Origin of the sequence: Promicromonospora umidemergens, from assembly GCF_024171995.1 — a bacterium.
Taxonomy (GTDB): domain Bacteria; phylum Actinomycetota; class Actinomycetes; order Actinomycetales; family Cellulomonadaceae; genus Promicromonospora; species Promicromonospora umidemergens.
Genome location: NZ_JAMTCT010000018.1, coordinates 96,754 through 110,675 on the forward strand (window position 1 = coordinate 96,754; position 13,922 = coordinate 110,675).

At 70.2% G+C, this 13,922-nt stretch carries 15 protein-coding genes; 3 read left to right on the top strand and 12 right to left on the bottom strand.

Annotated features, from left to right (window positions below):
- Positions 1–4: 4 nt before the first annotated feature.
- Genes APR04_RS23045 through APR04_RS23070 form a run of 6 tightly spaced genes read right to left on the bottom strand, consistent with a single transcriptional unit; the run spans position 5 to position 6,830 of the window.
- Positions 5–1,735: a CocE/NonD family hydrolase gene (locus APR04_RS23045; protein ID WP_253874805.1), complete on the bottom strand. Its 1,731-nt coding sequence runs from the start codon at positions 1,733–1,735 to the stop codon at positions 5–7.
- Positions 1,732–2,700 (bottom strand): MBL fold metallo-hydrolase, encoded by a 969-nt coding sequence (locus APR04_RS23050; RefSeq protein WP_253874807.1) that lies wholly within the window; start codon positions 2,698–2,700, stop codon positions 1,732–1,734. The genes APR04_RS23045 and APR04_RS23050 overlap by 4 nt, the downstream gene beginning before the upstream one ends.
- Complete coding sequence (locus APR04_RS23055) at positions 2,694–3,620, bottom strand: alpha/beta hydrolase (RefSeq protein ID WP_253874814.1); 927 nt, start codon at positions 3,618–3,620, stop codon at positions 2,694–2,696. Before APR04_RS23055 ends, APR04_RS23050 begins: the two co-directional genes overlap by 7 nt.
- Positions 3,621–3,624: 4 nt before the next feature.
- Positions 3,625–4,764 (bottom strand): FAD-dependent oxidoreductase, encoded by a 1,140-nt coding sequence (locus APR04_RS23060; protein ID WP_253874818.1) that lies wholly within the window; start codon positions 4,762–4,764, stop codon positions 3,625–3,627.
- 59 nt (positions 4,765–4,823) lie between these two features.
- Complete coding sequence (locus APR04_RS23065) at positions 4,824–5,786, bottom strand: phosphotriesterase family protein (RefSeq protein WP_253874820.1); 963 nt, start codon at positions 5,784–5,786, stop codon at positions 4,824–4,826.
- Between the two features lie 42 nt (positions 5,787–5,828).
- Positions 5,829–6,830, bottom strand: coding sequence for a phosphotriesterase family protein (locus APR04_RS23070; protein ID WP_253874822.1), 1,002 nt, complete (start codon positions 6,828–6,830; stop codon positions 5,829–5,831).
- Positions 6,831–7,033: 203 nt separating this feature from the next.
- Here APR04_RS23070 and APR04_RS23075 point away from each other — a divergent pair, with 203 nt between their 5' ends.
- Positions 7,034–7,648: a TetR/AcrR family transcriptional regulator gene (locus APR04_RS23075; protein ID WP_253874824.1), complete on the top strand. Its 615-nt coding sequence runs from the start codon at positions 7,034–7,036 to the stop codon at positions 7,646–7,648.
- Positions 7,649–7,951: 303 nt separating this feature from the next.
- Here APR04_RS23075 and APR04_RS23080 read toward each other — a convergent pair whose 3' ends face one another.
- Positions 7,952–8,425, bottom strand: coding sequence for a hypothetical protein (locus tag APR04_RS23080; RefSeq protein ID WP_253874826.1), 474 nt, complete (start codon positions 8,423–8,425; stop codon positions 7,952–7,954).
- 123 nt (positions 8,426–8,548) lie between these two features.
- Positions 8,549–9,106: a TetR/AcrR family transcriptional regulator gene (locus APR04_RS23085; RefSeq protein WP_253874828.1), complete on the bottom strand. Its 558-nt coding sequence runs from the start codon at positions 9,104–9,106 to the stop codon at positions 8,549–8,551.
- A 111-nt stretch (positions 9,107–9,217) separates the two neighbouring features.
- Between APR04_RS23085 and APR04_RS23090 the strand changes: the two genes are divergently transcribed.
- A complete protein-coding gene (locus tag APR04_RS23090) occupies positions 9,218–9,985 on the top strand; it encodes an SDR family oxidoreductase (protein WP_253874830.1) in 768 nt (255 codons plus the stop codon).
- Positions 9,986–10,052: 67 nt separating this feature from the next.
- On the opposite strand, the gene APR04_RS23095 is transcribed toward APR04_RS23090, so the two are convergent.
- A complete protein-coding gene (locus APR04_RS23095) occupies positions 10,053–10,973 on the bottom strand; it encodes an SDR family NAD(P)-dependent oxidoreductase (protein ID WP_253874833.1) in 921 nt (306 codons plus the stop codon).
- Positions 10,970–11,611 (bottom strand): NAD(P)-dependent oxidoreductase, encoded by a 642-nt coding sequence (locus tag APR04_RS23100; protein WP_253874841.1) that lies wholly within the window; start codon positions 11,609–11,611, stop codon positions 10,970–10,972. The genes APR04_RS23095 and APR04_RS23100 overlap by 4 nt, the downstream gene beginning before the upstream one ends.
- Positions 11,612–11,668: 57 nt before the next feature.
- On the opposite strand from APR04_RS23100, the gene APR04_RS23105 reads away from it, so the two are divergent.
- Positions 11,669–12,232: a TetR/AcrR family transcriptional regulator gene (locus APR04_RS23105; RefSeq protein ID WP_253874843.1), complete on the top strand. Its 564-nt coding sequence runs from the start codon at positions 11,669–11,671 to the stop codon at positions 12,230–12,232.
- Positions 12,233–12,328: 96 nt separating this feature from the next.
- Here APR04_RS23105 and APR04_RS23110 read toward each other — a convergent pair whose 3' ends face one another.
- Positions 12,329–12,697 (bottom strand): MFS transporter, encoded by a 369-nt coding sequence (locus tag APR04_RS23110; protein ID WP_253874845.1) that lies wholly within the window; start codon positions 12,695–12,697, stop codon positions 12,329–12,331.
- Positions 12,698–13,117: 420 nt separating this feature from the next.
- Positions 13,118–13,921, bottom strand: a complete 804-nt coding sequence (locus APR04_RS23115) for a polyprenol monophosphomannose synthase (protein ID WP_253874847.1) — start codon at positions 13,919–13,921, stop codon at positions 13,118–13,120.
- Position 13,922: the final 1 nt, after the last annotated feature.

The window sequence follows — 13,922 nt, forward strand, 5'->3', positions numbered from 1 at the left end:
CAGATCATCGCCCCCGTGCGGTCGTGGTGAACGGCAGGACGAGCCGCGACGGACGGGCCGCGTCACGGTAGACCGTGTGCGTCACGGGACGACCCACCGGCAGGTGGAAGGCGTCCGGCGGCAGCAGGGCGTTGTGCTCGTCGGCCAGCGGCTCAGCGTTGGACAGCTCCGCCGTCAGCCGGTGGCCCTGCAGAAACGTCGCGGCGAACGGGTACAGACGCAGCACGTACTCCTCGATCTCTCCCGGCTCGACCGGGACGGCCCGGGTGTGCGGATGGTACGGATGGCCCTCGCTGGACCGGTCCTCGTCGAGCTCGCGGTGCGAGGCCTTGAGGTATCCGCTCGTGATCAGCTGTCGCGACCCCCCGGGCGCCTCGTCCCACAGCCGCAGGATGAAGTTGGTGTCGTCCTGGTCGATCGCCACGAAGAGGTGAGCGGCGCCAGAGCCGATCAGCTCGGCCGGCTCCTCGAACGGGGCGGTGCTCCAGCGCAGGATCTCGACCTTGTCCGTGACCGTGAGCGGAGCCTGGAAGAAGCCGTCGGGTGCCGCGTGCGCCGTGCCCATGGGCTCCGGCTCGGCCGACAGCTTGGCGTGCGGGCGCAGGTAGAGCGGCCGGTACTCCACTTCTTTGGGCGGCCACTGGTCTGCCGTGACCACCTCGCGCGAGCCCTCCACGAAGACGCTCACCGCCGGCTCGTCCATCGCACCGTTGTCGACGCCCTTGAGCCAGTACTCGTACCAGCGGAACATCTTGTCGTGCTCCTCGACCCAGGGGCGGGACTGCATCGGGGGGTAGGAGCCGATGTCCAGCCGCTTGGGTCCGCGGAGATTCTCGAACAGCTCGACGTGCCCATCGACGGTCCAACCACGACCCTGGTCGATCTGCAGGTAGACGGGGATCTCGATGTTCTTGGCGAGGTTGATCGGGTTGCGTTCCTCGTACCAGTCGCCGTCGAGCTCGTTCAGCACGATGTCGAACCACGCCTCGTGGTTCGTCGGGTAGTTCAGCACGTGCACGAGGTTCGGCCACGCGGCGACGTCGGGATCGGCCAGGCGCGCGGCGACCCGCTCTTTGATCTCCTCCGGCGAGTACGTCTCCAGCATCCGCGACCTGACCCGGTCGGTGAACGCCCAGCCGGAGTCCCCACCACGCCCCTCGCGAGCCGCACGGGGCATGAACCACATGACGCCGCCGTGGTAGGTGGTCTCGTAGAAGTCGTAGTGGCCGCCGCTGACGAAGATCGCCTTGAGATGTGGCGGCCGCTCGGCGGCTGCCAGCACCTGCATGGAACCGAAGTACGAGATGCCGATCATGCCGACGTTGCCGTCGCACCAGGGCTGCGCGGCGACCCACTCGATGACGTCGTACGCGTCCTGGCCCAGCGAGACGCCGCCGGCGTTGTAGTTGCCGATGTGCTCACCCTCGGACCCGCCGGAGCCGCGGAGGTCGCCGATGACGTGGACGTAGTCCTCCGCGACGACGCGCCCGATATCGCCCGCCTCGATGCAGCCGTCCCACATCGGGCTGGGCCGGCGCTGCGGCGGCATAGTAAGAGCGAGGGCCTGCAGCTCCTTGCCGTACGGGCTCAGGGCCACGAGGGCGGGTCGTGGCTTGTCCTCGACGCCGCTGTACGCGTCGGCGACCAGCGTGACGCCGTCGCGCATCGGGACCCGTAGGTCCTTACGAACCGCGATCTCCTGTCCGCCGGCGTCCAGCGTCCGGTAGTCGGTCATGGGTACATCGCTCCTTGTCGTGGCGGTCGCTGTGGTCCTTGCAACCGCAGGTAGCCGTGCAGCGTGGTGAAGAAGGGGGACGGCTCCAGCGTCGGGTCCCCCGCGTAGCCGAGCTCCTGAGCGGCCCGGGCGAACGGCGCGTACGCGGAGCCGTCGGGCGCTGCGTCGTCCGCGAGGCAGCGGTAGGCCGCCTGCCGCACGCGTGCCTCGACGTCGAGGCTCTCCTGCAGCGCCGCCTGGGCCTGCGCCCGGCCGAGCTCGACGCCGTACGGCACGCCGTCCGTCGTCCGGTACGGGTGGCCCAGGTACAGGCGCCGCGGGCGGACGACGTCGCGCAGGTACCGAAGGCTGGACCGGTACGCGTCCGGGGCCTCGTAGCCGGGAAACCCGTTGGCGGCGCCGTGCACCTGCACGGCGTCACCCACGAACGCGTCGTCCTGGCCGTCCACGACATACGCCACCGAGCCGGCCGTGTGCCCTGGCACGTGGTGCACGGAGACGGACACGCCTCCCCCGAGCGACAGCGTCTCGCCACCGGTGACCAGCACCGACGGCTCCATCTCGCCCGAGATGACCGTCTGTGCGGCCGCGAGCTGCCTCGCCTCGCCGTCCGGCTCCCGCAAGTAGCGCCCGCGCACGCCGAGGTACTGCTCCACGTGCGCCCGTCGCGAGCGCAGCAGGTGGGAGTCGGCCTCGTGCAGCACCACCTTGGCCCGTCGGCCCGTGAGCTCCCAGAGGGCGTGTGCGCCGCCCAGATGGTCGATGTGACCGTGGGTCAGCAGGATCCAGCGGACGTCCTCGATGCGTCTGCCCAGGGCCTCGAGCGCCGGGATCATGCCCTCGGCAGGCGAGGAGGCGATCCCGGTGTCGACGACGGCGAGCTCCGGCGCGTCGATCAGGAAGCTGTAGAGCCCGAACCGGCCCCACGGCGAGATCAGCGGATGGACGGCTACCTCGTTCAGCACAGGAACTCGCCCGCCTCCTCGATCGCCCGGTGGTAGTCGGGGATCCACGAGAAGTGCTGCACGAAGCCGTGCCCTGCGCCCGCGTACCGGCTGACCGTGACCTCCACACCCGCCTCGCGCAGCCGCGTGCCGTAGAGCTCGCCCTCGTCCCGCAGCGGGTCGTGCTCGGCCGTGATGATCAGTGCGGGCGGCAGCCCGGTCAGATCCGTCCGCTTGATCGGTGAGACCAGCGGGTCGGCCGGGTCGGCCCCGCTGTCGAGGTAGAACGCGTTGAACGGCTTCAGTCCCGCCGTCTCCATGCCGTACCCGACGGCGTTCTCCCGCAGGGAGGCGTACCGGTCCACGTCGAGGTCCAGATCGAGCGAGGGGTAGAACAGGACCTGATGGGTGATCCGGTCGAACCCGTCGTCGTGCGCCATGGCGGCGACGGCGGCGGCGTAGGTACCACCGGAGCTGTCGCCGACGACGGCGAGCGTCGCGCCGTCCCAGCGGACGACGCCGCCGTTGGCGTGGCCGTCGGCTACCCATCGCAGCACGGCACAGCAGTCCTGCAGGCCGGCAGGGAAGACCGACTCCGGCGCCAACCGGTAGCCGACCGCGACGACGGTGAGGCCCGATTCCTTGGCCAGGGCCCGCGCCACGTGGTCGTGGGTCTCGAGGCTGCCGAGGAAGAACGCCCCGCCGTGGAGGTAGACGATCACGCCGGAGGTCTCGGTGTCGGTCGGCCGATAGATCCGCACCGGCACGTCGCCTGACGTCGTTCGAGCCGTGGTGTCCAGGACCAAGTTCAGCGGCAGCCGCTCGTCGAGCGGCGTCACCTGTGACTCCTCGGCCGCGCGCATCGCCACCGGGTCCAGCGGGCCGTCGGGCGGGGCGGGCAGGGTGCGCAGGACCTCGGCGATCTGAGGATGCAGTGCCATGGGTTCAGCTCCCTCCGGTCGAGGTCGAGGTGGTGGCCGTAGGCGCGCCGGCCTGCTGCCCGGGAAAGACCTCGTCGACCTCGTTCTCGTCCCAGCCCTGGCGCGAGATGCGCTGCAGCTCGTCGGTGACCGGCTTGCGCATGGCCTGGTACTGAGCCAGCGCCTCCGCGACCGAGCCCGCCTCCTGCAGCGCGTCGGCGAGGCCGCCGGCGTCCAGGATCGCCGAGTTCGCGCCCTGGCCCTGGTGGTGCAGCATCGAGTGCGCCGCGTCGCCAAGGAGCACGACGGCGTCCGAGTGCCACGTGTCGATGGGATCGATGTCGTAGACCGCGCGGACGTTCGCGGTGTCCAGGTCGAGGTCACGCGCGATGTTCACGATGCGCTCGTCGAAGCCGTCCAGGCACGCCACGAGCTCGTCCGTGGTGACGCTCGGTGCCCAGGTGCTGTCCTCGCACCGGGTCGTGATGTCGAACGACACCTGGTTGCGATGGCGCAGCGGCAGGAGATAGACCTTCGTGCCCCGGCCGATGTACATCCGCAGGTTGTCGTCCACTGCCATGCCGTACGCGGCGTCGGCCGAGATCACCGCGCGGTAGGCATGCTCGCCAGAAAAGATGGGGCCCTTGTCGCTGAACAGCTGCTCGCGAACCACGGACCGGATGCCGTCGGCGCCGATCACGAGGTCGGCGGTCACCGTCCCGCCGTCGGCGAAGGTGACCGTCGCGCGCCCGCCGTCGTCCGTGACGCCGGTGACCCGGTGGCCGAGGCGCACCATGCCATCGGGCAGCACGCCGAGCAGCGCCTCGATGAAGTCGCCGCGGTGGATGAGGTGGGTCCGGACGCCGTGCTCGCCGGCCCCCGGCCACTCCTCCTTCATGATGGGTTCTCCGGTGGCGGTGAGGATCTCGAAGTAGTCGCTGGGCGAGCTCACCGCGGCGATATCGTCGAAGGTTCCCCACTGCCGGAACCGGTCCATGGTGGAGGGCCGCAGGCCGATGCCCGCCCCGACCTCCCGGATCTGACGCGCCTGCTCGTACACGGTGACGTTCGCCCCGAGCAGGTTCAGGGCCTTGGCTGCCGCGGCACCGGCGTATCCGGCGCCGATGATGGCGACGTCGAGCGACTTCAGGTCAGAGGTGTCCATCGTGATTCTCTTTCTGCGGGGGGCGCACCGCTGCGCCGGTAAGGATGTGCGGTCGGGCCTCAGTCGTGGATCGACAGGAAGTCGGCGGGGTCGTCCACGAAGAGCCGCGTGATCGTTGCCTCGTCCACGCCGGCGGCGCGGAGGTCCGGCATGAGGTCCTCGAAGATGTAGTTGACGGTGTGGCCCTTGACTCCGGGCCAGCCCAGCGGGCTGCAGTTGGCGTCGGCCGAGGCGAGCGCGGAGCCCGGGTGGCGCTCGACGAACCGGAGGAAGTGCTCCAGGCGCTCCTTGCGCGGCCGGGCCCAGAAGGGCGGGTCGTCGAGCTCGGTCTCGTAGCCGAACGTGTCGAAGCCGACCCGGCCGCCCTGCTCGGCGATCCAGGTGTCGCGGGTCTTGGCGGCGTTGACGCCGTCGTCGGCGTGCCCGAAGAGGACGCGGTCCAGCGGGAGCGCTTCCTCACGGAAGATCGCTATCGCGTTCTCGGCATCGATCGCCAGGTGGGTCAGGACCGGCACGCCCGTGGACAGGGCGGCTCGCGCGGCCGCGCGGTAGATCCGCTTGTCCAGGTCGGTCATGCGCCCTCCGCGGCTCACCCCGACCTTGATGACGCCGGCACGGGCGCCGGTGCCACCGATGCCGACGGTGATCTCGTGGACGAACTGATCCGCCAGGTACTCGACGCTCGCCCGGGAGAAGAACGGGAGCGCGGTGTCGCCACCGACGAACCCCGTGCAGGCCACGATGTGCACTCCCGTCTTCGTGGACAGCGACCGGTAGTAGTCGACGTCGCGCCCGTTGCAGATGCCGGTCGCGTCGACGAAGGTGCCGCCGCCGTAAGGGCGTCCGTGCTCGTGGAACCGGCGCAGCTTCGGGACGGTCTCCTCATACCGCTCCTCCGGTGTCTTCCACCATCTCGAGTCCAGCTCGGACCCGGGCATGCCGTACCCGATGTGCTCGTGCACGGCCACGACTCCCAGCTCCTCGGCCGCGACCGGGCCGAGGACGGTGTTCACTCTGGACACAACACTCACCTTCTTCGTCGTTCGTGGTTCGTGGTCACGGGGTCAGGCACGGTCGGGCGGGCGTACCGACAGGAGGCCCGCCGGGTTGTCGACGAGGATCTGCCGCACGTCGTCGTCTCCGAGGCCGTGGGCCCGCAGCAGGGGGACGAACGTCGCCAGGACCGCGGCGAACGGCACGTCGTTGCCGGGATGGCCGACGGCGACGCCCGTCGCGCTGCTGGACAGCAGCACACGGTTGCCGAACCCTGCCTCGACGAGCTGGATCACCAGGGCCACACGCTCGGCGTCTGCGACATGGACGTCGTCCTGGGCTCCGACGTGGTCGACACCGACATAGGCGCCGCGGCGGGCCACCTCGAGGGCGGCGGCACTGGCGACCGCGTCCGCGCGATCGAGCCCGCCGACCACGACGCGGCCGGCCGGCAGCCCCGCCGTGCACGCCACCTCGAGGTCGCTCACGGCGTCGTTCCCGTAGCGGATCGACAGCGGCGTCCCGGTGCTCACCGCGGCATGCGCGGCCCCGCGGAACAGGCTCTCGTCCGTTGCGGTCATGCCCGAGCGGGTCGCAGCGGTGGCGACCAGCCCCGCCGTGCCGCGGCGCTCGACACGCGGGACCACCATGCCCGCCGTGAGCTCCAGGGCGAACAGGTCGGCGAACCTCTCGGCGGGCCAGGGCGTGGGCGGGTTGGTCTGCGGGGTCAGAAAGTAGCCACCGAGCATCCCCTCCGGCCCCATGCCCGTCGAGGCGACGACGTGCACGCCGGTCGACCGCGACAGGGCCTCGTACAGCGGCACGTCACGGCCGTGGAACATGCCCGAGCTGTCGACGACGGTGCCGCCGCCCTGCTCACGGAAGTCCCGCAGCTTCGCGGCGACGGACTCGAAGACCTGGGCGCGGTCGACCGCCAGGTCGAACGCGTGCTCGGCCCCCGGCACCACCGAGAGCAGGGTCTCGTGGATCGCGACCACCCCCAGCTCGTCCGGGGGAACAGGACCGAGGACCGTGTTGACGTGCGGGTTGTCCGCAGAGCTGGAAAGCGTCATCGCTTGCTTCTCCCAGGGGATGAGCGGCGCCGGCTGTGCACGGCGAGGGACAGCTGTGCCAAGCGCGACCCGAGTCGCCCTCGACATGCCTCGAACCGTGCCACACGCTTTACAGTGCGTCAAGTCACTGGTCATTAGAGTCACTCAGTTATCGATATGTCAGGACAGTAGGCTGAGCGCATGACGTGCACAGGGGGACGCTGATGGCCGGGCTTCGCGCGGCGCAGAAGGCGATGACGCGCAAGCTGCTGCTCGGTAAGGCGCTCGAGCTCTTCACGCAGCAGAGCTACGCGAGGACGACCATCGACGAGATCGCGTCCGCCGCCGGCACGACGCGCGTGACGTTCTACGCGCACTTCCCCTCGAAGGCCGACCTCATGCGCGCGCTCATCGACGAGCTCAATGAGCTGCTCGACCGCACGGCGTCCCCCACTCATGGCTCGACCGCCAGCGCGCTCGTCACGGTCGTCACGGAGGGCACACCCGAGGGGATCCGGGCATGGCTACGCGAGACCGCCGGCCGATGGGACATCATCCGGCCCTATACGAACGCCGCCTTCGAGTCGGCTGTCACCGACCCGGCACTACGCACGCTGATGGACGAATGGTTCGAGGAGCCGATCGGCGACATCGCCGACGGGCTGGACGCCGCCGGCCGGTTCTCGCCCGAGACAAGGCGGCTCCGTGGCGTGCTCGCGATGGCCCAGCTGGACCATGCGGCCCGGCACTGGCGGCCAGGCGTGTGGGACGCGTCGCTCGACGTCGTGCTCGCAGTCCTCACCGAGAGCTGGACCGCGTTGCTGACGGACAAGGCATGACCCAGGCCCGGAGATCCGGAAATCTCCGGGCCTGCCGACATCAAGTTGACACCCTCGGTCATGGACTTCGCCGGGACAGTCTGACCGTTGCCCGCGAGCATCCGAACAACCAGCGCACGGCCACCATCCCAGCGGGCGTGCGGGGTGCGCGGGGTGCGCCAGGTCCTCCGGAGCGGATGAGATAGAGGTCGCCGGCGTCTCTGAACGTTCCTCGGCATACCGAGATCACTACTGGCAGCCGGAGACACGAGGCTCGGGTGCGGATCGAGCCGTCATGAGCCAAAGGGTATGGCGGGTCGTTCGTCAGTCGCCGAGGCGGATCACCGCCTGGTCGTCCTGCACCTCGACGACCGTGTAGGGCAGACCGTTCGCGACGAACGAGCCCGCACCGGCCGAGGCGAAGGCGTGGATGTTCTGGCCCGGGCCGTCGAAGTCCGCACCCGCACCGTCTTCGTCGATCTCGGTGATCTCGAACGCATCCATGCCGCCGGCGACGGCGGGGTCCAGCGCGAACGTCGTCCCCACCGTCACGATCACCTCGCACGCCCCATCGGCGCAGGCCTTGTACCGTTCACCGTCGGCCGCGCGGAGCGGCTCGGGCTCAGGCGACGAAGGCTCGGGCGTAAGGCTCGCATCGGATGCCGTGGGGGCAGGTGACGACACGGACTGCGTCGGGTCCTGCGTGGACGGGACGGTATCGGGCACGTCACCGCCCGTGCACGCGGAGAGCGTCAGGGCGAACACGGCAGTGACGGGCAGGGCTAGGTGGCGAAGCATCAGAACCTCCGGGGTCGGCCAGCACCTGAGTTTCTACCGGCTCGTGCCCGGGAGGGGTCCCCTCACCCGAAGCCCCCCGGCCGTAGCCGTCGACGACCGCGGCCTGGACCTCCTCCGGCACGTCTATGAGCCCCGTCGGCGTAGGCCGTCAAGGATGATGTGCAGCGGGCGGTGCGCACGCTGGTCCCACTCGTCGTCGTCCAGCCGGGAGAGGTAGCCGATCAGGACGATGACGTCTCCGGCATCCACGTCGTCGCGGATCTGGCCGGCGGCACGGCCGGCGTCGAGCAGCAGGGTGATCGCGTCACCGATGGGTCCAAGGCTGTGCGTCGTGAGGTCCCGCCAGACCGACGCCTCGACGGCGGCCAGCACGCCGCGCTTCACGCGGGCGTACTGTGCCACGCGGTCGAACCACCGGGCGAGCGCGTCGACCGGCTCGGCGGTCTCCAGGAGCCTCGGCGCGAGGTCGACCAGGTCGTCGACCTCCTGCCGGTAGACCTCCACCAGCAGCGCCTCCCGCGTAGGGAAGTGCCGGTAGAGCGTGCCCTGCCCGACGCCGGCCTCCTTGGCTATCGCGTTCAGCCGGAGCTCCGCGGTGCTCGAGGCGGCGATCTCCCGGCGAGCCACCTCGACGATCCGGGCGCGGTTCTCCAGCGCATCCTTGCGGGCGGTCCTGACCATCGTTCGCAGCTTCCCGTCCTGGCTTCTCGACAAACGGACACGTGTCCGGTACGTTCGAAGAAGCGGACACGTGTCCACTATATCGCCGAGGGGCTAGAGAGAGGCAGCGACATGACGGGGAACACCGCGACGAGCACGACGGGGATCCAGGGGAAGGTCGTCGCCATCACGGGTGCGAGCAGCGGCATCGGCGAGGCCACCGCCGTCCTGCTCGCGGAACGGGGAGCGAGCGTCGTCCTGGGCGCCCGGCGGACCGACCGGCTGGACGCGCTCGTGCGTCGGATCCGGGCGGACGGCGGCCGCGCGACCGCCCTGGCGGTGGACGTGACGCGGCGCGCGGACCTCGAGGCCCTCGTCCAGCGGGCCGTCGACGAGTTCGGCCGGCTCGACGTGCTGGTCGGCAACGCGGGGATCAGCAGGCTCAGTCCGATCGGAGACCTCGACGTCGGCGGCTGGCAGGCCATGATCGACGTCAACCTGAACGGCGTCCTGAGCGGGATCACGGCCGCGCTGCCGGTGTTCCGGCGTCAGGGCGAGGGGCACCTCGTGACCACGGTCTCGACGTCGGGCCTGAAGATCGTCCCGACCCAGGCGCTCTACGCCGGGACCAAGAACGCGGTGCGCACCCTGCTGGAGGGCCTGCGGCAGGAGTCGACGGACGGGGTGCTGCGCACCACCTCGGTCTCGCCGGGCTACGTGCGCACCGAGCTCGTCGACTCGATGGACATGCCCCCGGAGGTGCGGGAGGAGGTCCAGCGGAACATGGCGGAGCTCGGCATCGCCCCGGAGGCCGTGGCGCGGACCATCGCGTTCGCCATCGAGCAGCCGCGGGACGTCGAGATCGGCGAGATCGTGGTGCGGCCCACCCGACAGAACTGAGCCGCGGCGGCTGCCGACAACGCGCCCCGGCCGCGTGCGCCTCACGGCCCGTACGGCTGCTCGAGGTTCACCTCGGCCGGCCGGGAAGGAAGTAGCGGTCGCTGGTCGCGCGCAGCTGCCGTTGCGCGATGGCGTCGTAGGAGACCGGCGGGGTACGAGTGTCGACGTCGCGCAGGAAGTATCGGCTGGTCACGCCCGCGAGCGCCGGGTCGGTGGCCAGCCGGAGCGCAGCCGAGGCGCCCTCTTCGGGGGTGAGCATGTACCGGCGGATCAGCCCGCGGAACGGTCGCAGGGCGGGCGGTACGAGGTCGTCGATGATGTTGGTCGCGGCGATTCCCGGGTGTACCGCGTTGACGGTGACGCCGTGGTCCTGGAGCGTGCGCGCAAGGTCGTACCCCGCCATGACGGTCAACAGCTTGGCCCGTGCGTAGGCCTGGAAGGGCACGAAGCCGTCGGCGGGGTTGAGCTGACCGAGGTCGTCGAGCCCGTCCGTGCTGACCGTGGCAGGGCGCGGGCGGCCGAGCAGCTTCACCTGCCGGGTATCGCGCAACGCGTCCGATACGACGTTCACCACGCGTGCCCTGCCGCGCTCCAGCGCCTCCCGGAGGTGCAGGGTCAGTCCGTAAGCGGCGAGGTAGTCGACGGCGATGTGCCGTTCCACCCCGTCCGGGGAGAGCTGGTGCTCGCTGAAGTGTGCCCCGGCATTGTTCACCAGGACGTGTACCGCTGAATGGCGGGCAAGTACCGCGGCGGCGGCGTCGATCACTCCGTCCCGGCGCGAGAGGTCGCCGGGCACCACATCGAGCCGGCCGGTGCCGACTTCCCGGTCGATCTGGTCGCGGAGGGAAGCGGCCCGGCGCGGGTCTCGGGCGACCGTGATCACGTGCATTCCCGAGCGGGCGAGCTCCAGTGCGATCACCCGGCCCATCCCGCCGGTCGCGCCCGTGACCACGGCCACCCGTCGTTCCGGTGCCGACCGCGCGGTCACCGGTGGATCCTCGGGCGAGCGCGGACGAACCGGGCGCTCTCGGCTTCGTGGACGAGGAAGGCGGCGAGATCGGCCCTGCCGATAGAGCTCCACAGCCGGATGGGCAGCGCGGTCCCGACCCGGTACGCACCGGTGGCCGCGGCGTCGGTCAGGCTCGGCGGGCGCACGATCGTCCACTCCAGCCCCGAGCCGGTGACCACGGGCTCCATGGTCTCCTTGTCCTTCAGCTTCTCGCCGACGCCGGCCCATGCCGCCAGCGAGTAGAGCGACCGGTCATGGGTCTCGAGGATGCCGTGGGCGCTCACCACGATCAGTCGCGACACGTGGGCCGCGGCCATGGCGGCCACGGTCGTGCGCATGCCGTCCGTGCACACCGAGGTCGGGCCCTTGCTCGCACCGCCAAGCGCACTGATCACGACGTCGGCTCCCGTGAGGGCGCTGGTCAGCGTGTCGACGTCGGAGAGATCGGCCCAGATTTCCTCGGCCAGCCGGGGGCGGGATTCGAACGAGCCCGCCCGGCGGGTCAGGGCGGTCACCTCGTGGCCACGTTCGACGGCGGTGGTCACGACGTGGCGGCCTGTGCCGCCGGTTGCTCCGAGGACCGCGATCCTCAGAGCCTTCGATACATCTTGTCTCATAGATGCAGGGTGGCACCACTGTCGACTGTGAGTCAAGATGTCTCATAGAGTAGGCCCATGGCATCCCAGACCGATCCGCGGTACCTACGCAGCAGGGCGGCGATCCTGGACGCCGCGCGCGAGCTGCTCCTGGAGCACGGGCCCACCGCGGTCACGCATGCACAGGTCTCCGAACGAGCAGGGGTCGGCCGCGCCACCGTCTACCGGCACTGGCCCCGCAGCGACCAGCTCCTCAGCGAGGCCATGACCACCGTCCCCATGTCCTTCTTCAGCACGCCGACAATCCCCGTCCGGGACTGGATGCGAACCGAGCTCACGAAGATGGCGCGCCAGCTCGAGCATGACGCCGTGCGCGCCGTGGCCACCACCCTCGCGAACACGGCACTGTGGGACACGAACATGGACGCCCGGCGAGAACGGTTCGCGTCCGCCCTCGCCGAGCGCCTCGCCGCCGCCCTCGACGACGCCGAGAAGCGAGGCGAGATCGCGTTGCGCACCGACCCGCGGTCCGCCGCCGCGCTCGCCATCGGCCCCCTGCACTACCGCAGCACCATCGAGCACGGCGCAATCGACGCCGACCTTGTCGAGGCCGCCATCAACGCCGTCGGAACCTGGAGGTGACCCACTCGGCAACTCGCGCGCCTGCCCGTGTCGATGAGGTGGACGAGCCCGGCGGACGTCGGGCCGAAACCGCACGGCTCCAGGTGGAGCAGCTGTTCAGTGGCAGTGCGGTGGTACGGGCGAGGGATCCGGGTTGCCGGGCCCGAGGCCGTCGTCGTGCCCGGCGTCGAGGCGGGGCCACTGGCTGATCGGGCGGCCCGTCCAGTCGGGTGTGGGCGTCCAGGTGGCAAACAGCGAGACCGTCAGACCGCTCGTCCCACACTGCAGGGCGAGCGCGGCGTGAGCGTCGGCGAAGCGGGATCCCGCTGCGGAGCCCACCGTCGTCGCCACCCCGAACGCGAACAGCACACCCACCACCACCGGGCCGGTGACACCTGTGACGTCGCCCAGGTACGGCACCAGGTACGTCAGGACCGACTGGACACCTGCGAAGACCAGGCAGCACAGCGCCAGCGAGGCGAGCACCCGCGGTGCGAACGCGTGGCGCAGCTGGGCGCCGACCGTCCGGCTCGCGCTCGCCGTCGGGACCGGAGGAAGGACCGCCCTAGCGGCCCGTGGCTTGTCTTCGTGAAATCCGCGAGCCGATTGCGGCGTCCCTGTGCAAAGGTCCGCCTGGCCCGTTCATCCCGCCGCGACGTTCACCGCCGGTGTTCGCCTTTACCATCATCATGATTGGGAAGGATGACGGGGTGAGCTCGACGCAGCCGCCAGCAACCTCCGAGTACACCGGCGCTCAGTACGTCGCCGTACTGGCCCAGACCTGGGCCGCGGTTGAGCCCCAGCAGCAACCAGGGTCCAAAGTCGCTTGGAGCGAATTCCCATCGAGGTCATCGATGCATTCGGCCGGGCCTCACCTCTATTGCCACCCAGGACCGATCGCGCCTGTTACTCCGACCGGGTCCGCAGTGGTGGGAGGGTCCGATGGGAGAGTGCCCGTACGGACGGCAACTTGCGTCGGTGGCGCAGGAGCGCACCGATCTCGGCGAGGCGACGCCGTACGCCCCACCAGGTCACCAGCCCCAGCGACTCCACGACGATCGAGCCGCTCATCTTCGACTCACCGCGGACGCGTTCCACGAAAGTGATGGGCACCTCGACCACACGAAGCTGTCTCTCCAACGCACGCCAGAGCAGGTCGATCTGGAAGCAGTACCCCTGGGACGCCACATGCTCGAGGTCAACCCGGCGCAGGGCTGCCGCGCTGAAAGCACGGTAGCCACCTGTGGCGTCGCGCACGTCGATTCCCAGGGCGAGCCTCGCATAGCGATTCCCTGCCCGGCTGAGCAGCACCCGCCGCCGTGACCAGTTCTCCACCCTGCCGCCCGGGACCCACCGCGAGCCGAGCACGACGTCGTGGTCGGTCAGCTGTTCCAGCAGCAGCGGCAGCTGTTCAGGCTGGTGCGATCCGTCGGCGTCCATCTCGACCAGCGCCCCGTAGCCGCGTTCGAGCCCCCAGGAGAACCCGGACAGGTACGCACCACCGAGCCCGTTCTTCTCCGCACGGTGCAGCACGCTGACCTCGGGATGCTGCTCCGCGAGCCGGTCGCCGAGCTCGCCGGTACCGTCCGGTGACGCGTCGTCGACGACGAGGATGTCCGCGTCGCTGGTCGCCGCGAGGACGCGGTCGACTATCGGCTCGAGGTTCTCGACCTCGTTGAAGGTCGGGATGATGACCAAAGTCCTGTGCATG

Excerpts from the sequence above, each read along its gene's own strand:
- APR04_RS23045 (WP_253874805.1), bottom strand. The coding sequence starts at position 1,735 with ATGACCGACTACCGGACGCTGGACGCCGGCGGACAGGAGATCGCGGTT.
- APR04_RS23055 (WP_253874814.1), bottom strand. The coding sequence starts at position 3,620 with ATGGCACTGCATCCTCAGATCGCCGAGGTCCTGCGCACCCTGCCCGCC.
- APR04_RS23060 (WP_253874818.1), bottom strand. The coding sequence starts at position 4,764 with ATGGACACCTCTGACCTGAAGTCGCTCGACGTCGCCATCATCGGCGCC.
- APR04_RS23070 (WP_253874822.1), bottom strand. The coding sequence starts at position 6,830 with ATGACGCTTTCCAGCTCTGCGGACAACCCGCACGTCAACACGGTCCTC.
- APR04_RS23075 (WP_253874824.1), top strand. The coding sequence starts at position 7,034 with ATGGCCGGGCTTCGCGCGGCGCAGAAGGCGATGACGCGCAAGCTGCTG.
- APR04_RS23080 (WP_253874826.1), bottom strand. The coding sequence starts at position 8,425 with ATGCTTCGCCACCTAGCCCTGCCCGTCACTGCCGTGTTCGCCCTGACG.
- APR04_RS23085 (WP_253874828.1), bottom strand. The coding sequence starts at position 9,106 with ATGGTCAGGACCGCCCGCAAGGATGCGCTGGAGAACCGCGCCCGGATC.
- APR04_RS23090 (WP_253874830.1), top strand. The coding sequence starts at position 9,218 with ATGACGGGGAACACCGCGACGAGCACGACGGGGATCCAGGGGAAGGTC.
- APR04_RS23100 (WP_253874841.1), bottom strand. The coding sequence starts at position 11,611 with ATGAGACAAGATGTATCGAAGGCTCTGAGGATCGCGGTCCTCGGAGCA.
- APR04_RS23105 (WP_253874843.1), top strand. The coding sequence starts at position 11,669 with ATGGCATCCCAGACCGATCCGCGGTACCTACGCAGCAGGGCGGCGATC.
- APR04_RS23115 (WP_253874847.1), bottom strand. The coding sequence starts at position 13,921 with ATGCACAGGACTTTGGTCATCATCCCGACCTTCAACGAGGTCGAGAAC.